This window comes from Actinospineispora eucalypti (assembly GCF_039543365.1).
In the GTDB taxonomy this organism is placed as follows: Bacteria; Actinomycetota; Actinomycetes; order Mycobacteriales; family Pseudonocardiaceae; genus Pseudonocardia; species Pseudonocardia eucalypti.
Genome location: NZ_BAABJP010000030.1, coordinates 39,312 through 61,568, shown reverse-complemented (window position 1 = coordinate 61,568; position 22,257 = coordinate 39,312). Strand labels below are relative to the sequence as shown.

Below are 22,257 nucleotides of genomic sequence, written 5' to 3'. Positions count from 1 at the left end.
ATGTCCGGTGAACCCATTCTTTCGGTTTAGGGAAACATGACTGATCGCGAACAGCTGCTGGTCGAGTTGGTGGACGAACGGGGCGCGGCCGTGGGCGCCTGCTCGGTTGCCGAGGCCCACACCGAGCCGGGCCGGCTGCACCGGGCCTTCTCGGTGCTGCTGCGGGACGACTCCGGCCGGGTGCTGCTGCAGCGCCGCGCGGCCACCAAGACCCGGTTCGCCTCCCGCTGGTCGAACACCTGCTGCGGTCACCCGGCGCCGGGCGCCGATGTGGCGGCCGAGGCGGTGGCGAGGCTGTCGGCCGAGCTCGGGGTGGCGCCCGAGGGGGCGCTCACCGAGGCCGGATCGTTCAGCTACCGGTCCGGTGACCAGGCCAGCGGCCGCGTGGAGTTCGAATGGGACCACGTGCTGATCGGGCGGTACAACGGCGACGTGAGCGCGGCCGACCCGGACGAGGTGTCCGAGTGTCGCTGGGTCTCCGTGGCCGACCTGCGCACCGCGATGGCGGCCAACCCGTACGCCTACAGCCCCTGGCTGGCCGACGTGCTGCGCCTGGCCGTGGTCAACTGAGCGTGATGGCCCGCTCGGGGCAGCTGGCCGCCCCGGTCTCCGCCTCCGACTCGTGCCCGGGGGCGACCAGGCCGTCACCGAGGACCTGGCCGTAGCCCTCGTCGTCGTCGACGAAGACGTCCGGCGCGGTCAGGTAACACATGCCGTGCCCGGTGCAAACCTTGCTGTCGATGTGTGCCCGCATAGACGCCCTTATTCCGTCAAATGGTCGATTCGGGTCAGCCGTCGGCGGGAATGGTGGCCGGCGGCCGGTAAAAGAGCGCAAGCTGGCCGATACCGGCGAGCAGGCCGGCGCCGACCGAGATGAGGCCGCCGGTGAGCCCGGCGAGCATGGGGGTCAGGCCGAGCGCATGGTCCAGGGAGTACGCACCGGGGCCGGTGATGCCCAGCGCGGCCCCGATCAGCGCCAGGATCAGGTTGTACTCCCAGCCGGACCGCACGATGAAGAACCCGTTCCCCCGGTGCACGGTGTACCCGGCCACCAGCATGACCGCGACGAAGGCCGCACCGGCCAGCGCGGTCAGCAGGCCGAGGGTGAGCAGCACGCCGGCCGCCAGCTCGGTGGTGCCGGCGGCCAGGGCGTGCAGCCGGCCCGGTTTCATCCCGATGCTGTCGAACCAGCCCGCGGTGCCGCTGAGCCGGCCACCGGCGAAGAACTTCTGGTAGCCGTGCGCCGCGAGGGTGAGCCCGGCCACCACGCGGAGCAACAACAGGCCGGCGTCGACGCCGGCATGGCCGCTGTTCATGGGCTCAGGCTAGAGCGTGTGGCAACCCGAAGCCCGTTTCACCGGGCAAACGGCCGGTTCTGAGAAGTTATAAATAACGTTAACAGATATTGAGCGTTGAACCCGTCGTAACGGGGGAGGCGTTCGCGCTTCACTTTGGATCACATGAGCTTTCGGGGGAGAGCGTGGATCTGAGATCAGATATTGTTGCTGCCAGGGACAGAATGACGTTGCGGCTCTGTGTGGAGCCTGAGCTGCGTTATCTCGGCGCGTACCTGCGTGAGGACGAGCTCGTCGAATGCCTGGCCGGCGGGGTTTTCCGGTCGGGCATGGGACTGCTCGCGGTCACCTCGCAACGGGTGCTGCTGCTGCGCGAGGGCGAGGACGGCCAGGCCAGCGTCGGCATTCCGCTGGAACGCCTGTGCCGGGCCGACTGGCTGGCCGGTGAGGCGCGAGGCTCGGTTGTGGTGGCGGACATCGACACCACGGCGGTCATCGGGGACGTGCCGACGGCGGACGGCGAGCGGGCGGTCCTGCACCTGCGCCGCCGCATGCACGAACGCGCCCAGACCGCCGGGCGGCCGGGGTTCGACCCGTTGGCCGTTCGCGCGCTCGCGGGCTGACGCGGCGCCGGAGCGCCCAGGTTACCGGCCAGGCCGGTAAGGAAAGACCTCATTTGATCGCCCGTGGGGACGGGCGTGGGTGCGGTGTCGCCGATCGCGGGGACAACGGGGACAAGGGGGAAGGTTTGCCATGACAGCGGTATTGATCTGCGACGACCGGCGCGGGGTCTGCGAGGGACTGGCGCGGGCCATGTCGGCGGTGCCCGGGGTCCGGCGCATCGACTGCGTCGCGTACGACGACGAGTTGCTGGCCACGTACTTCCGGCAGCCCGCCGACCTGGTGCTGGTGGGCACCCAGCAGGGCACGGGGATCGGCACGGAGGTGACCCGCCGGCTCAGCGCGGCGCACCCGCGCGCGGACATCATCGTGTTCGGGCCGGCCGAGGACGTCACCGGCATCGCGGCGGCGATCGCCGGCGGCGCCCGTGGCTACCTGCGCTGGGAGTCCTCCGGCGCGGAGGTGACCAACGTGCTCGCCGACCGGCTCACCGGGGAGGCCGCCATCCCTCGGCCCAGCGACGCCGGGCTGAAGGTGCAGCTCACCGAGCGCGAGCTGCAGGTGCTCGCGTGCATGAGCCAGGGCAAGAGCAACGGCCGCATCGGGCACGAGCTGTTCCTCTCCGAGGACACGGTGAAGACCCACGCGCGCCGGCTGTTCCGCAAACTGGGCGCGAAGGACCGGGCCCAGGCGGTCGCCCACGGCTTCCGCTACGGATTGGTCACCTGATCGCGTCCACGATCGGTGGGCGTATGGTCCGCGCGGTGTTGACATCGGGGGATGGCACGACGGTGGCCCATGCCGGCGTATCGGCGCAGGACCGGGCCATCGGCGAGCGGGTGCGACGGATCCGGAACCGACGGGGCATGTCGGTGGAGGCGGCGGCCGGCCTCGCCGGCATCCACAAGTCCTTCCTGTCCCGGTTGGAGAACGGCAAACGGGCCTTCACCAGGGTGGGCCTGCTCGAGGACCTGGCGTCCGCGCTGTCCTGCTCGGTCGCCGACCTGACCGGCCAGCTGTACCCGCTGCGCGAGTACCGGCACGCCGAGCTGGAAGCCGTGGTCGCGGAGGTCTGCCGGGCGCTGCACGACGCCACGCTGGACGACGTGCCCGATCTCCCGCCGGCGCCGCTGGCCGACCTGGTGGCCGGGGCCGCCCGGGCGCACTACTGCGCCGACGAGGCCCGCTACGGCACCGCCGGCCGGGACCTGGCGGACCTGCTGGTCGACCTGCACGTGCACGCGGCTACCGGGACCGGGGCGGACCGGGAACGGGCACTGGTGGCGCTGGTCGAGGTGTGCAAGGTCGCGTACATCCTGGCCAAGCGGACCGGGCGGACCGAGCTGGCCGCTGCCGCCGCCCAGCGCGGGGTGGATGCGGCCCGGCTGGCCGACCGGCCGGACCTGGCGGCGTTCATGGAGATGAGCCTGAGCAGCGCGCTGCTCGGGGTGCGGGCGCGGCGGCGCAGCGGCCTGGTCTGCGCCCGCGCGCTGGACCGGCTGGCCGCGCTGCCCGGCCCCACCGAGCGGGAGACCGGCGCCGCCGAGGCCCGGGGAATGTTGCACCTGACCACCGCGTTGCTCGCGGCCAAGGACGGCGACGGCGCCGAGGTGCGCTCGCACCTGGAAGAGGCCCGGTCGTTGGCCGCGCACACCGGGGAACGGAACACCCTGCGCTACCACTTCGGCCCGACCAACGTGGCCGCCTGGGAACTGGGGCTGGCGGTGGAGGCGGGCGACGGCCCGGCGGTGGCCCGGCGGCTGGCCAGGAGCCCCCTCGACCTCTCCGTGTTCGGCAGCAACGGCCGGGCCGCCTACGTGCACTTCGACCTGGCCAGGGCGTGGGCCCAGGCCGGCGGCGCGCACGACCAGCAGGCGCTGCACGCGCTGGACACCGCCGACCGGCTGGCCCCGATCCGGGTGCGCAACGACCCCCTGGCCCGGGATGTGGTGCAGACGGTCGACCGGAGGGCGAAGCGGCCGGCCTGGGTGCTCACGTCGCTGAAGAACCGGCTCGGAGTTTCATAGGTGTGATTCTCGGTTGCCACTTGGCAACAAGCTGGTCACGCCACGGGCATACGGTCCCGCGAATGATCGACTGTCCCTGTGGGCTGCCCACCCGGCCTCGGCGTCGGGGTGGGCAATGGCAACCGAGTGTCGACGCGGATCCGGGACCGCCGGTGTTAGCCGTGGTCTGCCTCGGTGAGCTGCCCCGGAGGCGGAAGCTGGTGCGCACCGCCACCGGCAGCGGCTGGGTGGAGATCGGTTCGTTCGCCAGCGCACAGACCCCGCCGATGCCCTGGGCGCGCGTCGGCCTCTGCCAGTTCGGCCGGTCCCACCCGGTGGTGCCGGCCAATCTCTAGCGCGGAACGCGCTCGCCGGCCGAGTCGGGAAGCCCGGGTGCGGGGCTCCGTCTCGAAGGCGGCGGTTTGAAAGATGGGCCTGGACGGGCCGCCTTGGGGGGTCTGAGACTTGGGGCGGGCCGTTGCGTTCCTCGATTCCCCCACGCAACCAGATTGACGGATGGTGCGGTGCCGGCGCCTGGTTCATGGTCACCATGCCCTGAATGTCGGAGCGTCGAACTGCGTGATGACGGTCTCATCCATACAGGTCTGAGGCGTCAAAATAAACATAATCGCCAAGGTTAGTTTTATTTGACGCGCAGTCCTAGGCCCGAGGGGGACCATGACCACGACGGCGACAACGTCGGCCCGGCCGGCCAGGGCGGCCATCGCCAGCCTGGTCGGCACCACCATCGAGTGGTACGACTTCTACCTCTACGCGACCGCGTCGGCGCTGGTCTTCGGGCCGCTGTTCTTCTCCAACGTGGACCCGACGGCCGGCGTGCTCGCCTCGTTCGCCACCTATGCGGCCGGTTTCGGCGCCCGGCCGGTCGGTGCGCTGCTGGCCGGACACCTGGGGGACCGGGTCGGCCGGCGCACCATGCTGGTCGGGTCGCTGCTGCTCATGGGGGTGGCCACGGCGGCGATCGGCGTGCTGCCCACCTACGCCTCGGTCGGTCTGCTCGCGCCCACGTTGTTGCTGGTGATGCGGCTGGCCCAGGGGCTGGCGGTCGGCGCCGAGTGGGGCGGCGCGGTGCTGATGTCGGTGGAGCACGCGGCCGGCGGGGACACGGACCAGCACCGGCGGCGCGGGCTGTTCGGCAGCTTCCCCCAGATCGGCTCGCCGGCCGGGATGCTGCTGGCCACCGGCGCGTTCGCGCTGGCCAACGGCTCACTGCCCAAGCAGGCCTTCCTGGACTGGGGTTGGCGGGTGCCGTTCCTGCTCAGCCTGGTGCTGGTGGTGGTCGGGCTGGCGATCCGGCTCAGCCTGGAGGACCCGCCGCTGTACCGGCAGGCCCGCGAGCGGGCGGAGATCGCCCGGCAGCCGCTGCTGGAGGTGGTCCGCACGCAGCGCCGCAACCTCTGGCTGACCGCCGGCATGCGTATGTCGCAGAACGCGCTGTACGTGCTGTGCACTACCTTCGCGCTGACCTATCTGACCCAGGGCAAGGTCGCCGAGCCCGGCGCCGGGCTCACCGCGGTGATCGTCGCCTCGGCGATCGGGCTGGTCAGCACGCCCGCTTGGGCGATCCTGTCCGACCGGGTGGGCCGGCGGCCGGTATACCTCGGCGGCGCGATCGGTGCGGCGGTCTTCCTCGGCGTGTTCTTCCTGGTGTTGGACACCGGCTCGACAGCGCTGATCGTGATCGCGATGGTGGTCGTCGTGAATGTCTTCCACGACGCCATGTACGGCCCCCAGGCGGCCTGGTTCGCCGAGCTGTTCCCGACCGGTGTGCGGTACAGCGGCTCGTCCATCGGGTACCAGTTCGGTTCCGTCCTCGCCGGTGGTACCGCGCCCCTGGTCGCCGCCGCGCTGCTGCTCGCCGGAGGCGGGCGGCCGTGGTTGATCTGGGGGTACTTCCTGGTGCTCTCCGCGCTGACCATCGCCTCGGCCTGGCTGGCCCCGGAGACGCACCGGGCCGGGTTGGGGGAGCGCCCGCATGACTAGCGCGGAACGCGCTGGCCGAGCGGGCGCCCAGTTCGGCGCACGCGGGAGCCATGGCCCGATCCTGCTGAACGCGTTCGACATGGCCTGCGTCGGCCATCAGTCGGCCGGGCTGTGGACCCACCCGGACGACCAGGGCCACCGGTACAAGGACCTGGAGTACTGGACCGACCTGGCCCGGCTGCTGGAGCGAGGCGGGTTCGACGCCCTGTTCCTGGCCGACGTGCTCGGGGTGTACGACGTATACGGCGGTTCGCGGGACGCGGCGGTCCGCGCGGCCACCCAGGTGCCGGTGAACGACCCGATCCTGGCGGTGCCGGCGATGGCGGCGGTGACCTCTCGGCTGGGCTTCGGCGTGACCGTCTCGCTGGCCTACGAGCAGCCCTACGCGCTGGCCCGCCGGATGTCCACGCTGGACCACCTGACCAAGGGCCGGGTGGCGTGGAACATCGTGACCGGCTACCTGGACAGCGCGGCCCGCAACCTGGGCCGCGCCGCGCAGATGCCGCACGACCAGCGGTACGAGATGGCCGAGGAGTACCTGGAGGTCTGCTACAAGCTCTGGGAAGGCTCCTGGGAGCCGGGCGCGGTGCGCCGGGACGCGGCCGGCCGGGTGTTCACCGACCCGTCCAAGGTGCACGACATCGAGCACAAGGGCCGCTACTTCGACGTCCCCGGCGCCTTCCTGTGCGAGCCCTCGCCGCAGCGCACCCCGGTGCTGTTCCAGGCCGGCGCGTCGCCGAGGGGCACCCGGTTCGCCGGCACGCACGCCGAGGCGGTGTTCGTGAACGGGCCGAACCCGGCCGTGGTCCGCCGCGCGGTGGACGCGGTCCGGGCGGCGGCGACGGCGGCCGGGAGGGACGCCCGGTCGATCAAGGTGTTCGCCATGCTCACCCCGATCACCGCCGACACCGGGGCGCGGGCGCGGGCCAAGCACGAGGACTACCTGCGGCACGTGGACACCGAGGGCGCGATGGCGCTGTTCGGCGGCTGGACCGGGGTGGACCTGGCCGGCGCCGAGCCGTCCGACCGGCTGGAGTACGTGCGGACCGATGCCAACCGCTCGGCGCTCGCCTCGTTCACCACCGCCGACCCGGATCGGGAGTGGACCATCGGTGAGCTGGCCGAGTTCATCGGCATCGGCGGCCGGGGGCCGGTGGTGACCGGTTCCGGGGCGGCGGTCGCCGACGAGCTGGAGCGCTGGGTAGCCGAGGCCGACGTGGACGGGTTCAACCTGGCCTACGCGGTCACCCCGGGCACCTTCGTGGACTTCGTCGAACACGTGGTGCCGGAGCTGCGGGCGCGGGGCCGGCTGCGCGAGCCCCGGGCCGCGACGCTGCGGGAGAACCTGGGCACCGCACCCGGGCCGCTGCTGGCCGAGGACCACCCCGGGGCCCGCCACCGGTTCGGCCCGGCCGGGGGGTAGCCGGACCTACTGGCGGGTTCGTGCTGCCGGCACAAACCGGCATGCCGATTTCGTGTGTCCGCACCAGGCTGGCGCGGGAGCGTCCCTCTACTGTAATTGGTGGCCAGGCTGTCTCGGCCGGAACCGTTCTTGCGTGCCAAAGATGTTCACGGGAGAGGTGTGCCGCAATGGCGAAGGTGCTCGGAATGATCGTGATCGGCGTGACCATTATCTGGAGCATGCTGAGCCTCCTTACCTGAGGTCCGCTCTGGGCTCGTACATGCAGGTCACAGCCATATTCAGACATTTGTTCCCGCATTTCCCGCGGTCGTGATTCTCGATTGACGGTGAAACCGGTCGCTATTCCGGAATACCGTTGATGGGTGGTTCTTGGGCGAGGAGTTCCCGCCGACCGCGTGTCAAGATCCGCTCGGTGGGCCGAGTAGGGGTTTACTTACCGGTATGTGGTCGTCTCGGGTACGGCACGGTTCCGCTCGATGGTTGCTGGTTGTCCTGGGCCTGGCGCTCGCCGCCGGGGTGGGCGCGTTGTCCGCGCGACTGGCGGCCCCCTCGGCCTCGGCCACCGACACCACCGCCGCCGGCGCATCGGTGCCGGCGGTGCCGGCCGTGAGCCAGGCCGATGCACCCTGCGCGTTGCTCACCAGTGCGCAGCGCCGGCAGCTGGGGGTCAACCCCGGGACGCAGAACTCCTCCGGTGGCGAGGTGACTTGCCTGTGGCGCAGCATCGCGCGACAACCGTGGGGCGGTGAGTACCTGGCGAAGGTGCTGCACGGCGCCACGCCGGCGGGCAGCCCCGCCCCGGCCATCAACAACCGGCCGACCGTCGAGTACCAGCCGGCCGGCCTCGACCAGAACGCGTACTGCGTGTACCTGGTGACGGTCGCGCCCGACCGGACACTGTGGGTGCAGTACGGCGGACCGGGCCAGGAGGGCATCAACCACGTGGTCGCCTGCCGCCGCGCACAGGCCGCCGCATCGTCGATGAGCAGCACATTCGGCACACTGCCCAAGTGAGCTCGGGCATGCGGTCGACGCATGCCCGGTGTGCGGTTCTTTCGTTGGTCGCATGGCTTTCGCGCGCCTAGCGTCGGTGCCATGACCGATCAACGCATCGCGCTGGTAACCGGCGCCAACCAGGGCATCGGCTACGCGCTTGCCACCGGTCTGGCCGCGCGGCTGGGGCCGGACGACCTGGTGTTGCTCACCGGCCGCAACCCTCGGCGGGTCGCGGAGGCGGCCGCGCGCGCGTCGGGCGCGCCGGGGCGGGCGGCCGGGGTGACCGGCCGGGTGCTGGACGTGACGGACGCGGCGGCGGTCGCCGCGCTGGCCGAGGAGCTGCGCCGGAGGCACGGCGCCGTGGACATCGTGCTGTCCAACGCGGGCGCCCGGATCACCCCGGACCGGCCGCAGGAAGAGCAGGCCGACGAGTTCATCGCGGTGGCCAACGGTGGCACGCACGCCGTCCTTCGCTCGTTCGGGCCGGTACTGCGCCCCGGCGGGCGGTTGCTGGTGGTGGCCAGTCGGTTCGGCATGCTCGGGCACCTGGATCCCCGGCTGCGCCCGCTGTTCGAGCACGCCACGCTGGACGAGGTGGAAGCGGCCGTGCGGGCCTGGCGGGCGGCGATCCACGCCGGTGACGCCCGGGAACGGGGCTGGCCGCGCTGGCTGAACGTGCCGTCCAAGGTCGCCCAGGTCGCCGCCGTGCGCGCGGTGGCCCGGGAGCGCCGGGACGTCGACCTCCGGGAGAACACGCTGGTGGCGGCGGTGTGCCCCGGCCTGGTGGACACCGAGGCCTCGCGGCCGTGGTTCGACGACTTCAGCCAGGTGCAGACGCCGGACGAGGCGGCCGCGAAGGTGCTCGACGTGGTGTTCCGGGACGACGTGGACCCGGAGCTCTACGGCGAGCTGATCCGGTTCGGCCAGGCGCTGCCGTGGCTGGGCGGCACGCCGCCGGAAGGCCAAGACCGGCTCATCGCGGACCGCACCAATCTCCCGAGCCGGAGATTCGTGTCGTAGCTCCCGTCGCGTTGGTAACGGAGCGTAGTCAGCAGGCGGCGGTTCCCCAAGGTCCGCCTCGCCGAGTGGCAGCACAGTCGCTCAAATTCATGATCAAAAAGCGACTGGGCTGACACTCGGCGGAAACCCGTCCCTGGACCACCGGCGCGCACTGTCTAGTTGCATACCCTGAGTGACCATTTGCGACGATCAGGCTCGGTGAGGGATCGAAAGAGCGGAACGGGCGGCACCCGAGCCAGCAGACCGCCCGATCGCGCAAGTCTCAGCAGAGGGGAGGACCGCGTCAGGGGATGACGACAACCTTGCCGGTGGCCTCGTTGTTCTCCATGTACCGGTGGGCCGCGACGACTTCGTCGAGGCCGAAGACCCGGTCCACGTTGGGCCGGTAGATACCGGCCTCGACCTCGCGGACGACCCGCTCCAACACCGCCGTGCCTCCCTTCATGTCGTCACTGTGGAAAGCCGTGAGCCGGGTTCCGGACGGGATCATCGCCACCGGTTCGAAGTCCGGGATCAGCCAGCCACTGAGCGTTCCCGCCATGCACACCGTGCCGCCCCGGCGGACCAGGCGCAGCGAGTCCCGGGCCGTGCTGGTTCCGACCAGGTCCAGCACCCGGTCCGGTCCCTCGGGCCACACCTCGTGCACCTTCGCCGCCAGGGACCCGCCCTCGTCGAGGATTACGTGATCGACCCCGGCCGCTTTCAATGCGTCGATCTTGGCCGGCCGGCGGGTCGTGGCCGCGGTCTCGATTCCCTGGCCGCGCGCGATCGACGCGGCGGCCATGCCCACCGACGAGGTCCCGCCACGGATCAGCAACCGGTTTTCGCGTCCCACCCCCAACGCGTCCAGCGCCCCGCGCGCGGTCAGGTACGTCTCGGGCAGCGCGGCCAGGATGGGCCAGGGCAAGGTGGTGGCGACCGGCATGAGCAGCGAGTTCGGCAGCAGCGCGTACTCCGCGTAACCGCCGTCGAACTCCCGCCCCATCTCACCCATCACCGTCGCGACGGTGGTCCCGTCCGGCAAGGCCGGATCGGTGGAGGCCACGACAACCCCCACGCACTCGATACCGAGCACCCGGGGGAACCGGACGTTGGGGGAATGCCCCTGGCGGGTCCGCAGCTCCGACCGGTTCAGGCCCGCCCCCTTCACCTGGACCAGGCTCCAGCCCGGCCGAACCGCCGGCACCGGCAGCTCGCGGATCTCCAGCACGTCCGGGCCGCCCGCCCTGACACATACCGCCGCTCGCATCGTCGTCGTCATGCCTGCACTGTCGTCGGAACGCCGTGTGGCTGGCTACCGATAGAATGCCAAGCTATGCCTGTTGGCCGCCAAGTTCTCCGGTCGCGCCTGTGGCCATCCGGGGGAGTACATCTGTGGCCGTCGGGGGGAACCAGCTCGCCGCACTCGCACGAACGCGGCCACCTGGTGTACGCGGCCCGAGGGGTCCTTTCGGTGCACACCGAACGCGGCACGTCGATCGTGCCGGCCAACCGGGTCGCCTGGACGCCCGCCGGGTTCGCGCACTCCCACCGCGCCCACGGCGACACCGACATGCGGATCGTCTTCCTGCCGGACTCCCTGGCGCCGCTGGTGCCCGGCCGTCCCGCGGTTTTCGTCGCGTCCGACCTGGCCCGCGAGGTCCTGCTCGCGCTCACCGGCAGCCGCGACTACGACCGCGCCGCGAGTGCCCGCCTCCGTCGGGTGCTGCTCGACGAGCTCGACGAAGCCCACGAGCAGCCCCTGCAACTGCCGGAGCCCCGCGATGACCGGCTGCGGGCCGTGGCGCGGATGCTGTACGAGAACCCGGCCGACAACACCCCGCTGGCCGCGCTCGGCCAGGCGACCGGCGCCAGCGCCCGCACACTCAGCCGCCTGTTCCGCAACGAGCTCGGCATGACCTTCTACGAGTGGCGCACCCAGCTGCGCATTTGCCACGCACTGGTCCTGCTCGCCGACGGGCACGACACCACCCACGTGGCCCACGCGTGCGGGTGGGCAAACCCCAGCGGCTTCATCGCGGCGTTCACCGGCCTGGTCGGCACCACTCCCGGCCGCCACCGAAACCGCTAGCGGAGAAATCCCTGGTAGCGGTCCTGTACCAGGTGCGTCTCGACCTGCTTGGCGGTGTCCAGCGCGACGCCGACCATGATCAGTGCGGAGGTGCCGCCCAGGGGCAGGTTCTGGTTCTGGGCGGAGCCGGCGGCGCCCAGCACGATGCTGGGCAGCACCGCCAGCGCGGCGAGGTACACGGCGCCCGCCGCGGTGAGCCGGCCCAGCACGAAGCGCAGGTACCCGGCGGTGGCCGGCCCGGGCCGGACCCCGGGCACGAAACCCCCGCGCCGGCCGATCTCCCGGGCCCGGGCCGCGGGGTTGAAGCCGGTGCGCGCGTGGAAGTAGCAGAAGAACACGACCAGCGCGGCGTAGGCCGCGATGTGTATCGCGCTGGACGGGTTGGCCAACGGGCCCTGGAGGAACGATCCGCCGGCGTTGCCCAGCGCCCGGGAGGCCAGGTCCGGAAGGAACAGCACCGAGCTGGCGAAGATCACCGGCAGCACGCCGGCCTGGTTGACCTTGAGCGGCAGGTAGCTGGACGCCAGCCGGTAGACCCGGGGGTCGATCACCGCCTTGGCGTACCGGACCGGGATCCGCCGTTGCGCCTGCTCGATGAACACCACGCCGACGACCACCAGCAGCCCGAACACACACAGGTTCACGAAGGTCACCACGCCGGAGGTGTCCAGGAGCGCCTTCGCCTCGACCGGGATGCGGTGCGCGATCGAGGTGAACAGCAGCACCGACATGCCCCGGCCGATGCCCCGCTCGGTGATCAGCTCGCCCAGCCACATGAGCAACGCGCCCCCGGTGACCATGACCAGCACCATGATGGCCACGGTCAGCGTCGAAGGAGCCGGGATCACCGGCAGCCGGCAGCCGCCGAACAGCCGGCCGCTGGCGGCCAGCGCGACCACCGCCGTCGCCTGGGGTACGGCGATCGCCACGGTCAGGTAGCGCGAGTACTGGTTGAGCTTCGCCTGCCCGTTGGGTCCCTCCTGGCGCAGCTGCTCGAAGCGCGGCACGGCCGTGCCCAGGGTGTGCACGACGATGCTCGCGGTGATGTACGGCGTCACCCCGAGGGCAAACACCGACAGCTGCAGCAGGGCGCCCCCGCTGAACAGGTTGAACATCGCGTAAGCGCCGCCGCCGTTCGCGGTTTCGAGCAGGCATTGCTGGACGTTCGGGAATGACACACCGGGCAGCGGAATGGCCGAACCGAGTCGCGCGGCGGCCACCAGGGCGAGCGTGAAGAGAATGCGTTTGCGCAGTTCGGGCTGGGTGAAAATGGTACGGAGAACTCGAAGCATGGGTATTGTCCCGTCGGCTCGAAAGGAGATGGCGGCCGGCCGTGGCCGGTCACCGGGTGAGTCAGGAGCGACGGAACTCGGGGGGCGCGCGTCCGAGGCGGGGCGACCACGGGTCGGTTCGCTCGGCCTCGGCGGCCGTCGAGGCGAACCGGGCGAGCCGGGCGGCCGGGACCGGAACCGGGGGTTCTGCCGGCGACGCGAAGAGGGCGGGGGCGCGGAAGTCGGCCGGTGTTTCGGCGCCGGCGCCGGCGGCCCCGGCGGTCGCGCTGGCCGGGACGACGCCGGGTGAGTGGGCGCCGAACGACGGTGGCGCGAGGAAGGCGGTGAGCGCGGCCAACGTGGCGAGCAACGCGCTGAGCGTCCGACGGCCCGGGAGGCCCCGGAACGCGGCGGTGGCGCCGGCCCGGCCTCCCTCGCATCGGCTCACCGGATCTTTCTATCAGGAGGCGTCGGGCTCCCGGCGGATTGCCGGCCAGAGTGCGCCGACCGTGCGCTCCGGCCAGTCCGGCGGCACGTCCCCGGTGGCGAGGTACCGCGCGTAGATGCTGCCGGTCAACAGGGTGGTGATCACGTCCACGTCCAGCCCCTCGCGCAGCGCCCCGATGGCGGCTCCCCGGCGCAGGGCCGAGGCGATCCGCCGGCGGCGGGGGAGCACCAGCCGTTCCCGGAAGCGCGCGATGAGGCTGGGGGTCTGGTGCTCCTCGCCGAGCACGGTGCCCACGAAGGCCATGCCGTTGGGCCTGGTGACCGCCGTGCGGAAATGGCGGAGCTCGGCGACCAGGTCGGCATGCAGGTCATCGGAGGAGCGCAGCGGATCGGCCACGGTCATGCCCGCGATGGCCCGGGTGGCCAGGTCCTCCTTGCCGGCGTACCGGAGGTAGACCGACGGCCGGGTGGTACCGGCGGCGCGGGCCACGGCGCCGATGGAAAGTCCCCGGTAGCCGTGCGCGGCGAGCAGATCCCGCGCGGCGGCGAGGATGCGCTGGTCCAGGTCGGTGTCCCGGGGACGGCCGCTGGGCGGGGTGTTGGTCGCCATCGGATTACTTTACATTGGTGTATAGATAAGTTCCGACCTCGACGAACGGAGCCGGGAGACCATGGAGCACGCGTACGGGCTGAGCATTCCGCGCACGGTCGAGGAGGCCTGCGACCCGCGCCGGATGGCGCTGATCGTCTATGACATGCAGGTCGGCGTGATCGGCCAGATCGCCGACGGTGAGCGGATCGTGTCCCGGGTGCGCGGCCTGGTGGACGCGGCCCGCCTCGGTGGCTACCGGGTGTTCTACTTGCGGCACATGGGCGTGCCCAAGGCGGTGGCCGGCGTGGCCGCGCTGCGCATGGCGATGGCCTGGCAGCGGGTGGACACGGTGGACCAGGTGCGGACCGCGTTCCTGCGCGACTCCCCGGAGTTCGCGCTGGTGCCGGAGCTGGAACCGTCGCCCGACGAGATGGTCTTCGACAAGATCAGCATGTCCGCGTTCGTGGGCACCCCGCTGGACATCGTGCTGCGCGACTGCGGGCTGGACACGATCGCCATCGCGGGCGTGGCCACCGAGGTGGGCATCGACCCGACCGCCCGGCACGCGTCCGACCTCGGCTACCTGCCCATCCTGGTCACGGATGCCTGCGGCGCCGGGCACGCCGAGGCGGCGGACCGGGCGCTGGATGCGCTGAGGTTCGCCGGGGACAGCCTGTTCACCGACACCGACACGCTCACCGGGTTGCTGGCCAAGGGCGGGAAAAAATAGCGAACTCTTAAACTTGTCTTTGTGTTATTCAGGTTGACCTGACCTGGAGATGCCGGCAGGCTTGAGGTCGCTGATCCGCGATAAAGCGAACCGGCTTTTCGAGGGGTGAAACACGGTTATGCGCAAGGACAATTCGCTTTTCATTCACGACCTGCCGAACACGGTGACCAACGCGGCCGCTTTCTTCGGCCCGGTCACCACAATGATGGTTGGCGAAGAGGGTGACGAGTACACCACCCTGACGCTCGGCGAAGAGGGCGACGGCCTGAGCTGAGCGATGGCGGAATGCCCGGGCTGTCTCCCGTGCCACCCGGGCATTCCGCCCCATCGGCCATCATGACGACAACCATGGAACGAGTAGGGATCATCGGCCCGGCCGACGACCCGCAGGTAATCGCCGTGCGGCGGAGCCTGCGGGACCGCGGGGTAACCCCGGAGCTGCTGGACCTTTCCTCCTTCCCCGGGCGGCTGAAGCTCAGCCTGCGCGCCGGGCAGCCATTCGCGGAGAATGTGGCGCTGGATTCGGTAGGCACCTGGTACGTCCGCTCCCTGCCCTTGCCTCTGCCATTCTTTCCGCCGGCTGAAGGTGCCGACGAGTTTCACCTGGACGACCTTCGCCGGAGCTATGCCGCCGGCCGTGAGCGCCGGTCATTCCTGTCCGGTTTCGTTGCGGCGATGGAAAGACAGGGCGCCCGCCTGGTCAATCCGCCGTCGGCAATGGCGCAGCATTTCCGCAAACCGGAGCAGCTCACCGCGATGGCCGACGCGGGTGTGCCGGTGCCCCGGACGCTGATCACCAACGACCCGGATGCCGTGCTGGCCTTCGCCGGGGACATCGGCGGCCCGGTGGTGTACAAGCCGGTGGCCGGCGGCGGGATGTGCCGGCGGATGACCGAGGCGCACTACGCGCCCGAGCGGCTGGCCCGGCTGGCCGGTGCGCCGGTGATCTTCCAGGCCGAGGTGCCGGGGCGGAACATCCGGGTGTACCTGGTCAATGGCCGGGTGGTGGCCGGTTACGAGATCGTCGCCGACCGGCTGGACTACCGGGGCGCGGAGACCGACGTCCGGCCGACCGCGCTCACCGCCGACGAGGAGATGGCCTGCGTGCGGGCCGCCGAGGCCTGCGCGATGAGCTTCACCGGCATCGACCTGCGCCGGCCCGATGACGGCGAGTTCGCGGTGCTGGAGTGCAACCCGTCGCCGATGTTCGCCACCGTCGAGCGGCGCACCGGAGCCAGCCGGGTCTCCGAGGCCCTGGCCGAGGCGCTGGTGACGGTCCCGGTCACTGCGTGACCAGTTCGGCGGCCACCTCGGCCATGAGCTGCACGCCCAGCGCGCAGTCCTCGGGCAGCGACCACTCGCGGGGCGAGTGAGACACCCCGTCCCGCTGCCCGCGCACGAACACCATCGCGGTCGGGCAGATCCCGGCCAGCAGCTGCGCGTCGTGCCCGGCGCCCGACCAGAGCCTCCGGACCGGGATGCCGCGCGCGCCGATCCGGTCGGCGACCCGCTCCACCGTCGCCGGGTGGAAGGCCACCGGTGCGGTCCGGGAAGTGCGCTCGCACCCGGTCACCGCGCAGCCGTAGGTGGCGGCCGCCTCCTCGGCCAGCGGCCGCACCGCCTCCTCCGCCTCGGCCAGCACCGCCTCCTCGGCGGCGCGCAGGTCCACGCTCAGGCCGGCCGTCCCGGGCACCACGTTGACCAGGCCCGGATGCGTGCGCATCTCGCCGACCGCGCAGGTGAGCCCGGGACGCTCCCCGGCCAGCTCGTGCAGCCGCAGGCGCAGCGCGGCCATCGCCAGGCCGGGGTCCCGGCGCAGCTCCATCGGGGTGGCGCCGGCATGCGCGGCGGCGCCGGCCAGGGCGATCCGGGTCCACGAGGTGCCGACCACCCCGGCCACCGCCGCCACCGGCAGGCCGGCCCGCAGCAACACCGGCCCCTGCTCGATGTGCGTCTCCAGGTAGGCGTGCGGCGGCCGGTCGGCCAGCACCGGCGCGGTACCCGGCAGGCCGTGCGTGCGCAGCTCGGTGCCGACCGTGCTGCCGTCCGCGTCGGCCAGCCCGTATGCCTGAGCCGGGTCCAGCAATCCGCAGGCCACCGATGAGCCGAGCAGATCGCGCCCGAACCGCGCGCCCTCCTCGTCGGTGAACACGGCTGCGGCCAGGGTCCGGGGTGGCCGAGGTCCGGCGGCGACCGCGCGCAGCACCTCCACCGCGCCGAGCACCCCCAGGCAGCCGTCGAACCGGCCCGCCTCGGCCACCGTGTCCAGGTGCGAGCCCAGCAGCACCGGGGCCAACCGGGGCTCGGTGCCGGGCAGCTCGGCGAAGGTGTTGCCGATGGCGTCGTGGGTGATCTCGCAGCCGATCTCCGCCAGCCAGGACTCCACCAGCCGCCGGCCCCGGACGTCCGCCTCGGTCAGCGCCAGCCGGGTAACCCCGCCACCCGGCGACCCGCCGACCTCGGCCAACGCGGCCAGCCGGCGCCACAGCCCGTCCCCGTCGATCTCCGGCCGGGTCACGCCACCACCGGCAGGTGCGGGGCCGCCCGGGTGGTGAGCAGTTCCGCGCCGCCGTCCCGGATCACGATGTCCTCCTCGTGCACCATCATCCGGCCGGGGGCGAACTCCATGCCCGGCTCGATGGTCAGCACCGTGCCCTCGGCCAGCACCGTCCGGTCCTCCGGGTGGTTGCTCGGCGGCTCGGTGAGCTGCAGGCCGAGGCCGTGCCCCAGCCGGCCGACGTTGTTGCCCCCGGAGCCGGCGCCGGCCAGCACGTCGGCCATCGCCCGCCACACGTCGCACACCCGGGCGCCCGGCCGGGCGGCCTCGATGCCCACCTCGGTGGCGCGCCACACCGCGTCGTAGGCCCGGCGCACCGCGTCGTCCGCCGTGCCGATGGCCCAGTTCCGGTTGAAGTCGCAGAAGTAGCCGTCGAAGACCGTTCCGGTGTCGATGATCAGCACGTCACCGGGGCCCAGCGGGCGGTCCGTGGGTCCCATGATGATGTTGTCGTAGCCGCCCTGGCCGGCCACCCCGATCAGGTAGGGACTGGTGTCGGCGCCCCGGTTGACGAGGTCGGCGCGCAGCCGCTGCACCACGGTCCGCTCGGTGTCACCGGCCCGGATCAGCTCCGGCACGCCCGCGTAGGCGTCCGAGGCGACCCGGCAGGCGAACCGGATCTTGTCGATCTCCAGCTCGGACTTCACGTGCCGGCACCGCCGGATCACCGGGGTGCCGTCGGCGATGGTCACCGCGGCCCGCTCGGCGATCTCCGGGAGCTGTCCGGCCGGCATGCGCAACTGCAGCTCGCGGCCCAGCTCGGCGCCCACCGTGCCGCCCGCCCCGGCCAGCTCGCGCAGCGTGCCGGCGAGCAGGCTGACCCCGTCGTCGGCGGGGTTGGGCGCCGGCCAGGTACGCACGTCGGTGACCCAGGTGGCGCGCATGCCCGGCGCACCGATCTCCGGGATCACCGCCACCGGCTCGCCGCTTGCGGGCAGCACCACGTACCAGGGCCGGGTCGGGCTCTCCCAGAACTGGGTGTCGAACCCGGTGAAGTAGCGCACCTGCTGCGGCGCGGTGACCAGCAGCGCGTCCAGCCCGGCCCGGCGCATGGCCCGCTGCGCCCGGTCGGTGCGCCGCTCGAACTCGGCCCGGGGAAAGCCGCGGGGCGGAACCGGGGTCACCGGGCCCCGCCCTCGGGCTCGACGGAACTGGCCCGGTGCAGGTCGTGCCCCCGGGTCTCCGGCGCCATGACCACCGACACGGCCAGCCCGAGCGCGCAGACCAGGCCGGACAGCAGCATCGTCGGGCCGACGCCGGCGCGGTCGAGCAGGATCGGGGTGACGAACGTGCCCATGCCGGCGCCGATCCGGCTGACCGTGGTGCCCAGGCCGACGGCGGTGGCCCGGATCGCGGTGGGGAACAGTTCGTTGGGATAGATCCACTGCATGATCGTCGGGCCGCCGATGGCCACCGCGTAGACCACGAACAGCGCGGAGATCACCGGGACCGGTGCGGTGGGCACCAGGCCGAGCACGACCAGCGCGGCGGTGGCCACCGCGAACGGCCAGATCAACAGGGTCCGCCGGTTCACCCGGTTGGCCACCAGGGTGGCGATCACGCAGCCGGCCAGGAAGAACAACCCGATGGCCGCCGAGCCCAGGTTGGCCTGGCCGGGGTCCTCCAGGCTGAGCGCGGTGAGCAGCGCCGGCCCGAAGGCGTAGATGGCGTACACCGGCCACAGCGAGCAGGCCCAGAACACCGCGATGAACACGGTCCGGCGCAGGTAGCCCTTGGCGACCAGGCCGCGCAGGCTGGTCTGCCCCGGCTCGGCGGGCAGCTCGGTCAGCTCCGCGTCCGGCCCGAGGGCCTTGCGCAGCGCGGCGCGGGCGTCCTCCACGCGGCCCTTGGACAGCAGCCAGCGGGGCGACTCCGGGGTGCCGACGCGGGCCAGCATCAGCACGATCGCCGGGACCGCCGGGGACAGCAGCATCCACCGCCAGGCGTCCGGGCCGAGCGCGGTGAGCGCCTCGCCGACCAGGTAGGCCAGGGTGTTGCCGGCCGCCCACATGGTGGTCAGCCAGCCCAGCATGCTGCCCCGGTGCCGGCGGGGGGTGAACTCGGCCAGCAGTGAGGTGGCGATCGGGTAGTCGGCGCCGATGGCCAGCCCGACGATGAACCGCAGCACCAGCAGCCAGACCGGCCCGTCCACGAAGAACTGGGCCACCGATCCGGCGGCGATCACCGCCAGGTCGATGGTGTACATGGCCTGCCGGCCGACCAGGTCGGTCACGTAGCCGAAGACCAGGCCGCCCAGGAACATGCCGAGCAGCGCGGACGCGGCCAGCATCCCCTGCCAGACCGCGTCCAGCCCCCACAGCGGCACCACCTGGGTCAGCGCCAGGCCGATGATGCCCAGCACGTAGCCGTCCAGCAGCGGGCCGCCGGCGGAGTAGAGGGTCAGCCGGCGGTGGAACCAGGTCAGTGGGGCCTCGTCCATGCCGGTCGGCCCGGTTCGCGCGGTGTGGTCCTCGTCCTGGCGCATGTCTGGCATGTCCCTGCCCCCATCCGTGTCCGGGTCCGGCGGTGGGGCGAGAGTAAGTTTGTTCAACAACTTGTGTCAACACTGGAGTTGAGTTCGGTTGAGCTTGAAAGTTGTTGAACAAGATGGCTACAATGCTGGACATGTCAGGCTGCATCGACATGGCGGTCGCCACCGCCGAGCGCGCGGCGGAGGAGCTGCGCGAGGGCATCGTCACCGGGTCGCTGGCCCCCGGCACGCCGCTGCGCGAGGTGACCCTGGCCGCCGAGCTGGGCGTCTCCCGCAACACCCTGCGCGAGGCGCTGCGGCTGCTGGCCACGGAGGGCCTGGTCAGCCAGCGGCTGCACAAGGGCGCCGTGGTGAACACCATGTCCACCGACCGCATTCGGGACATCTACCTGGTAAGACGGACCATCGAGCTGCGCGCGGTGGAGGAGTGCGGGTCGGCGACGCCGGCCGCGCTGGCCGCGATCGAGGGCGCCGTGCGGGCCACCGAGCGGGCCGAGCGCGCCGGCGACTGGCGCGAGGTCGGCACGTCCAGCCTGCGTTTCCACTGCGCGATCGTGGCCACCCTGGGCAGCCCGATGCTGGACCAGATGTTCCGGGGCGTCACCGCCCAGCAGCGCCTGGCGTTCGCGGTGGTCGCCGACGAACGGCGCATCCAGCAGCCGTGGGTGTCGCTGGACCGGGAGATCTGCGACCTGATCCACGCCGGCTACCGGGCGGCCGCCGGCCGGGCGCTGCGGGACTACCTGGAGGCCTCCGAGCGCATGGTGCTCGGCCTGGTCGGCGAGGCGGCGACCGGAGTGGCAACCGACCTGGCGAAGGAGGCGTGATGGGGTCCTACCCGGCCGCGTACCAGCCCGGCGCGAACGGCGCGCTGAGCGTGGACCGGAACCTCTACCGGCGCATCGCGGAAGGCGGCCGGACCCGGACGGAGTCGTTCGTCATCCCACCCCGCGCCGGTAGGGCCTGGGAGGTGCCGGCCGGCTCGGTCTGCCGCATCGTCACGGTGGACGGCCCGCAGGTCGGCGACCTCAACGTGTGGCACCGGCACAACCCGCGGGAGCGGATGTGGGCGTCCCGCACCCGCCAGTTGCAGCGCGCGCACGTGTCCACCTACGACCGCGTCTGGTCCACCCTGCCCTACCTGCGGCCGCTGTTCACCATCACCGGGGACACCCTGGCCGGCTACGGCCCGGACGAGCACGGCGGCCGGGTGCACGACCTGCTCGGCACCCGGTGCGACCCGTACGTGAACCGGATGCTGACCGGGGAGGACTTCGACTTCCACTGCCATTCCAACCTGACCAGGGCGGTGCTGCCCTACGGGCTCACCGAGTTCGACGTGCACGACGTGCTGAACGTCTTCCAGTGCACCGGCCTGAACGACGAGGACCGCTACTTCATGAAGGCCTGCCCGGCCCGGCGCGGCGACTTCCTCGAGTTCTTCGCCGAGGTGGATCTGCTGTGCGCGCTGTCCACCTGTCCGGGCGGGGACCTCAGCGTGCCGCTGTGGGGGCCGGACGCGCGGGACCCGAGCGACGTCTGCCGCCCGCTCGGGGTGGAGGTGCACCGGGTGGACCCGGACCGGCTGGAGGGGTGGGTGCCGCCCCGCCCCGCCGAGTACCGGAACCTGCACGGCATGGCCCTTCCGGCTGCCGGGCCACTGACCGGTCCGGCGTCGGCAAAGATCGATTGAGTAGATCAATTATGGGGTTGAAGACGTAATTGTGACAAATGAGGCGCTATAATAGAAAGCTGAGAGTAATTGTTGCGCCGAATTTATTGACCCTCACATTAATGTCAGCGTTTGACCATTGTGGTCATGGAGAACGAGCTCTACGACTACAGCGCCATCGTGGACCGGGTGCCGATCCGCTGGCCGGGGGACGCCAGGGTGGCCTTCTACGTGGGCCTGAACGTCGAGCACTACCAGGTGGACCGGCCGGCCACCAGCATCTTCGCCGGCACCAGCCAGCTGGTTCCGGACCCGCTCAACTACGGCTGGCGGGACTACGGCCCCCGGGTGGGTTTCTGGCGCACGATGCGAACCCTGGACCGGTACGGGCTGCGGGCCAGCGTGCTGCTCAACTCGGCGGTCTGCCAGCACTATCCCCGGATCATCGAGGCCGGCCGGGCGCGGGACTGGGCGTGGCTGGCCCACGGCCGGGACAACACCACCTTCCAGGCCGACATGTCCCTGGACGAGGAGCGCGCCTACCTGGCCGACGTGGTCGGCACGATCGAGCGGGCCACCGGGCGGCGGCCGAGGGGCTGGATGGGCCCCGCGCTCACCGAGACCTTCAACACCCCGGAGCTGCTCGCCGAGCTCGGCCTGAGCTACGTGCTGGACTGGACCAACGACGACCAGCCGTTCCCGCTGAACGTGCCGGGCATGTACAGCGTGCCGTACTCGGTGGAGCTCAACGACATCGCGCTGTTCGTCGGGCAGACCCTCAGCGGCCCGGATTTCGTGCGCATCGTGCGCGACCAGCTGGACCAGCTCTACGCCGACTCGGCGGACGGCGGCCGGGTGATGGCGCTGGCCCTACACCCGTTCGTGATCGGCCAGGCGTTCCGGGCCAGGTACCTGGACGAGGCGCTGGACTACGTGGTCAACCACCCGGGGGTGTGGCTGACGACCAGCGACGAGATCGCCGAGCACTACGCGGCCAACCAGCCGGGTGAGACGGAGAGCGAACCGGCGGTGCGTGCGGCAGGCTGATCCCCGGGGTGAGC

General features: G+C 71.7%; 25 protein-coding genes. 16 read left to right on the top strand and 9 right to left on the bottom strand.

Features of this window, described 5'->3' with window-relative positions; translation table 11 throughout:
- The first annotated feature begins 36 nt into the window (after positions 1-36).
- Positions 37-570, top strand: a complete 534-nt coding sequence (idi, locus tag ABEB12_RS25250) for an isopentenyl-diphosphate Delta-isomerase (protein WP_185062260.1) — start codon at positions 37-39, stop codon at positions 568-570.
- Here idi and ABEB12_RS25245 read toward each other — a convergent pair.
- Together ABEB12_RS25245 and ABEB12_RS25240 are read right to left on the bottom strand one after the other, a co-directional pair.
- The gene (locus ABEB12_RS25245; RefSeq protein ID WP_185062259.1) at positions 563-754 is read right to left on the bottom strand and encodes a ferredoxin; all 192 of its coding nucleotides are present in this window, start codon (positions 752-754) and stop codon (positions 563-565) included. The genes idi and ABEB12_RS25245 overlap by 8 nt on opposite strands.
- Before the next feature lie 34 nt (positions 755-788).
- Entirely contained in the window at positions 789-1,316 is a 528-nt protein-coding gene (locus tag ABEB12_RS25240; RefSeq protein ID WP_185062258.1) for a DoxX family membrane protein, read from the bottom strand.
- A gap of 203 nt (positions 1,317-1,519) precedes the next feature.
- Here ABEB12_RS25240 and ABEB12_RS25235 point away from each other — a divergent pair, with 203 nt between their 5' ends.
- The 8 genes from ABEB12_RS25235 to ABEB12_RS25200 all read left to right on the top strand — a co-directional run bounded on the left by ABEB12_RS25235 (position 1,520) and on the right by ABEB12_RS25200 (position 9,365).
- Complete coding sequence (locus ABEB12_RS25235; protein ID WP_185062257.1) at positions 1,520-1,918, top strand: hypothetical protein; 399 nt, start codon at positions 1,520-1,522, stop codon at positions 1,916-1,918.
- A 130-nt stretch (positions 1,919-2,048) separates the two neighbouring features.
- Positions 2,049-2,645 (top strand): LuxR C-terminal-related transcriptional regulator, encoded by a 597-nt coding sequence (locus tag ABEB12_RS25230; RefSeq protein ID WP_185062256.1) that lies wholly within the window; start codon positions 2,049-2,051, stop codon positions 2,643-2,645.
- A 35-nt stretch (positions 2,646-2,680) separates the two neighbouring features.
- Complete coding sequence (locus ABEB12_RS25225; protein WP_185062255.1) at positions 2,681-3,943, top strand: helix-turn-helix domain-containing protein; 1,263 nt, start codon at positions 2,681-2,683, stop codon at positions 3,941-3,943.
- 152 nt (positions 3,944-4,095) lie between these two features.
- Positions 4,096-4,278: a hypothetical protein gene (locus ABEB12_RS25220; protein WP_185062254.1), complete on the top strand. Its 183-nt coding sequence runs from the start codon at positions 4,096-4,098 to the stop codon at positions 4,276-4,278.
- Between the two features lie 322 nt (positions 4,279-4,600).
- Positions 4,601-5,926, top strand: coding sequence for an MFS transporter (locus tag ABEB12_RS25215; RefSeq protein WP_185062253.1), 1,326 nt, complete (start codon positions 4,601-4,603; stop codon positions 5,924-5,926).
- On the top strand, positions 5,919-7,349 hold the full coding sequence (locus ABEB12_RS25210; protein WP_221498187.1) for an NtaA/DmoA family FMN-dependent monooxygenase: 1,431 nt from the start codon (positions 5,919-5,921) through the stop codon (positions 7,347-7,349). Before ABEB12_RS25215 ends, ABEB12_RS25210 begins: the two co-directional genes overlap by 8 nt.
- A gap of 480 nt (positions 7,350-7,829) precedes the next feature.
- Entirely contained in the window at positions 7,830-8,363 is a 534-nt protein-coding gene (locus ABEB12_RS25205; RefSeq protein WP_185062252.1) for a DUF3558 family protein, read from the top strand.
- Between the two features lie 81 nt (positions 8,364-8,444).
- Complete coding sequence (locus tag ABEB12_RS25200; RefSeq protein WP_185062251.1) at positions 8,445-9,365, top strand: SDR family NAD(P)-dependent oxidoreductase; 921 nt, start codon at positions 8,445-8,447, stop codon at positions 9,363-9,365.
- A gap of 283 nt (positions 9,366-9,648) precedes the next feature.
- Here the strand turns inward: ABEB12_RS25200 and ABEB12_RS25195 are convergent, their stop codons facing one another.
- Positions 9,649-10,626, bottom strand: coding sequence for a zinc-binding dehydrogenase (locus ABEB12_RS25195; RefSeq protein WP_185062250.1), 978 nt, complete (start codon positions 10,624-10,626; stop codon positions 9,649-9,651).
- Between the two features lie 54 nt (positions 10,627-10,680).
- Here ABEB12_RS25195 and ABEB12_RS25190 point away from each other — a divergent pair, with 54 nt between their 5' ends.
- On the top strand, positions 10,681-11,436 hold the full coding sequence (locus ABEB12_RS25190) for a helix-turn-helix domain-containing protein (protein ID WP_185062249.1): 756 nt from the start codon (positions 10,681-10,683) through the stop codon (positions 11,434-11,436).
- On the opposite strand, the gene secY is transcribed toward ABEB12_RS25190, so the two are convergent.
- The 3 genes from secY to ABEB12_RS25175 form a co-directional block, all read right to left on the bottom strand.
- Positions 11,433-12,728 carry a preprotein translocase subunit SecY gene (gene secY / locus ABEB12_RS25185; RefSeq protein WP_185062248.1) on the bottom strand — a complete coding sequence of 432 codons (1,296 nt, stop codon included), beginning with the start codon at positions 12,726-12,728 and terminating at the stop codon, positions 11,433-11,435. The two genes, ABEB12_RS25190 and secY, sit on opposite strands and share 4 nt — an antisense overlap.
- Before the next feature lie 61 nt (positions 12,729-12,789).
- Positions 12,790-13,155: a hypothetical protein gene (locus ABEB12_RS25180; protein WP_185062247.1), complete on the bottom strand. Its 366-nt coding sequence runs from the start codon at positions 13,153-13,155 to the stop codon at positions 12,790-12,792.
- 12 nt (positions 13,156-13,167) lie between these two features.
- Entirely contained in the window at positions 13,168-13,764 is a 597-nt protein-coding gene (locus ABEB12_RS25175; protein WP_185062246.1) for a TetR/AcrR family transcriptional regulator C-terminal ligand-binding domain-containing protein, read from the bottom strand.
- A gap of 61 nt (positions 13,765-13,825) precedes the next feature.
- On the opposite strand from ABEB12_RS25175, the gene ABEB12_RS25170 reads away from it, so the two are divergent.
- From ABEB12_RS25170 to ABEB12_RS25160, 3 genes are all read left to right on the top strand, one after another.
- Positions 13,826-14,476: an isochorismatase family protein gene (locus ABEB12_RS25170; RefSeq protein WP_185062245.1), complete on the top strand. Its 651-nt coding sequence runs from the start codon at positions 13,826-13,828 to the stop codon at positions 14,474-14,476.
- Between the two features lie 118 nt (positions 14,477-14,594).
- Entirely contained in the window at positions 14,595-14,750 is a 156-nt protein-coding gene (locus tag ABEB12_RS25165) for a hypothetical protein (RefSeq protein ID WP_185062244.1), read from the top strand.
- Positions 14,751-14,824: 74 nt separating this feature from the next.
- The gene (locus tag ABEB12_RS25160; protein WP_185062243.1) at positions 14,825-15,769 is read left to right on the top strand and encodes an ATP-grasp domain-containing protein; all 945 of its coding nucleotides are present in this window, start codon (positions 14,825-14,827) and stop codon (positions 15,767-15,769) included.
- Here ABEB12_RS25160 and ABEB12_RS25155 read toward each other — a convergent pair.
- Genes ABEB12_RS25155 through ABEB12_RS25145 form a run of 3 tightly spaced genes read right to left on the bottom strand, consistent with a single transcriptional unit; the run spans position 15,759 to position 19,518 of the window.
- Positions 15,759-16,994 (bottom strand): hydantoinase/carbamoylase family amidase, encoded by a 1,236-nt coding sequence (locus tag ABEB12_RS25155; protein WP_185062242.1) that lies wholly within the window; start codon positions 16,992-16,994, stop codon positions 15,759-15,761. The genes ABEB12_RS25160 and ABEB12_RS25155 overlap by 11 nt on opposite strands.
- Positions 16,991-18,157 (bottom strand): M24 family metallopeptidase, encoded by a 1,167-nt coding sequence (locus ABEB12_RS25150; RefSeq protein WP_185062241.1) that lies wholly within the window; start codon positions 18,155-18,157, stop codon positions 16,991-16,993. The genes ABEB12_RS25155 and ABEB12_RS25150 overlap by 4 nt, the downstream gene beginning before the upstream one ends.
- A complete protein-coding gene (locus tag ABEB12_RS25145; protein WP_345703131.1) occupies positions 18,154-19,518 on the bottom strand; it encodes an MFS transporter in 1,365 nt (454 codons plus the stop codon). Before ABEB12_RS25145 ends, ABEB12_RS25150 begins: the two co-directional genes overlap by 4 nt.
- 140 nt (positions 19,519-19,658) lie before the next feature.
- Here ABEB12_RS25145 and ABEB12_RS25140 point away from each other — a divergent pair, with 140 nt between their 5' ends.
- The 3 genes from ABEB12_RS25140 (at position 19,659) to ABEB12_RS25130 (ending at position 22,243) form a co-directional block, all read left to right on the top strand.
- Positions 19,659-20,351, top strand: coding sequence for a GntR family transcriptional regulator (locus ABEB12_RS25140; RefSeq protein WP_185062240.1), 693 nt, complete (start codon positions 19,659-19,661; stop codon positions 20,349-20,351).
- Positions 20,351-21,217 (top strand): DUF1989 domain-containing protein, encoded by an 867-nt coding sequence (locus ABEB12_RS25135; protein WP_185062239.1) that lies wholly within the window; start codon positions 20,351-20,353, stop codon positions 21,215-21,217. Before ABEB12_RS25140 ends, ABEB12_RS25135 begins: the two co-directional genes overlap by 1 nt.
- Before the next feature lie 126 nt (positions 21,218-21,343).
- A complete protein-coding gene (locus ABEB12_RS25130) occupies positions 21,344-22,243 on the top strand; it encodes a polysaccharide deacetylase family protein (RefSeq protein WP_185062238.1) in 900 nt (299 codons plus the stop codon).
- Positions 22,244-22,257 lie beyond the last annotated feature (14 nt).

Excerpts from the sequence above, each read along its gene's own strand:
- idi (WP_185062260.1), top strand. The coding sequence starts at position 37 with ATGACTGATCGCGAACAGCTGCTGGTCGAGTTGGTGGACGAACGGGGC.
- ABEB12_RS25245 (WP_185062259.1), bottom strand. The coding sequence starts at position 754 with ATGCGGGCACACATCGACAGCAAGGTTTGCACCGGGCACGGCATGTGT.
- ABEB12_RS25240 (WP_185062258.1), bottom strand. The coding sequence starts at position 1,316 with ATGAACAGCGGCCATGCCGGCGTCGACGCCGGCCTGTTGTTGCTCCGC.
- ABEB12_RS25235 (WP_185062257.1), top strand. The coding sequence starts at position 1,520 with ATGACGTTGCGGCTCTGTGTGGAGCCTGAGCTGCGTTATCTCGGCGCG.
- ABEB12_RS25230 (WP_185062256.1), top strand. The coding sequence starts at position 2,049 with ATGACAGCGGTATTGATCTGCGACGACCGGCGCGGGGTCTGCGAGGGA.
- ABEB12_RS25215 (WP_185062253.1), top strand. The coding sequence starts at position 4,601 with ATGACCACGACGGCGACAACGTCGGCCCGGCCGGCCAGGGCGGCCATC.
- ABEB12_RS25210 (WP_221498187.1), top strand. The coding sequence starts at position 5,919 with ATGACTAGCGCGGAACGCGCTGGCCGAGCGGGCGCCCAGTTCGGCGCA.
- ABEB12_RS25200 (WP_185062251.1), top strand. The coding sequence starts at position 8,445 with ATGACCGATCAACGCATCGCGCTGGTAACCGGCGCCAACCAGGGCATC.
- ABEB12_RS25195 (WP_185062250.1), bottom strand. The coding sequence starts at position 10,626 with ATGACGACGACGATGCGAGCGGCGGTATGTGTCAGGGCGGGCGGCCCG.
- ABEB12_RS25190 (WP_185062249.1), top strand. The coding sequence starts at position 10,681 with ATGCCTGTTGGCCGCCAAGTTCTCCGGTCGCGCCTGTGGCCATCCGGG.
- secY (WP_185062248.1), bottom strand. The coding sequence starts at position 12,728 with ATGCTTCGAGTTCTCCGTACCATTTTCACCCAGCCCGAACTGCGCAAA.
- ABEB12_RS25175 (WP_185062246.1), bottom strand. The coding sequence starts at position 13,764 with ATGGCGACCAACACCCCGCCCAGCGGCCGTCCCCGGGACACCGACCTG.
- ABEB12_RS25170 (WP_185062245.1), top strand. The coding sequence starts at position 13,826 with ATGGAGCACGCGTACGGGCTGAGCATTCCGCGCACGGTCGAGGAGGCC.
- ABEB12_RS25165 (WP_185062244.1), top strand. The coding sequence starts at position 14,595 with ATGCGCAAGGACAATTCGCTTTTCATTCACGACCTGCCGAACACGGTG.
- ABEB12_RS25160 (WP_185062243.1), top strand. The coding sequence starts at position 14,825 with ATGGAACGAGTAGGGATCATCGGCCCGGCCGACGACCCGCAGGTAATC.
- ABEB12_RS25145 (WP_345703131.1), bottom strand. The coding sequence starts at position 19,518 with ATGCGCCAGGACGAGGACCACACCGCGCGAACCGGGCCGACCGGCATG.
- ABEB12_RS25140 (WP_185062240.1), top strand. The coding sequence starts at position 19,659 with ATGTCAGGCTGCATCGACATGGCGGTCGCCACCGCCGAGCGCGCGGCG.
- ABEB12_RS25135 (WP_185062239.1), top strand. The coding sequence starts at position 20,351 with ATGGGGTCCTACCCGGCCGCGTACCAGCCCGGCGCGAACGGCGCGCTG.
- ABEB12_RS25130 (WP_185062238.1), top strand. The coding sequence starts at position 21,344 with ATGGAGAACGAGCTCTACGACTACAGCGCCATCGTGGACCGGGTGCCG.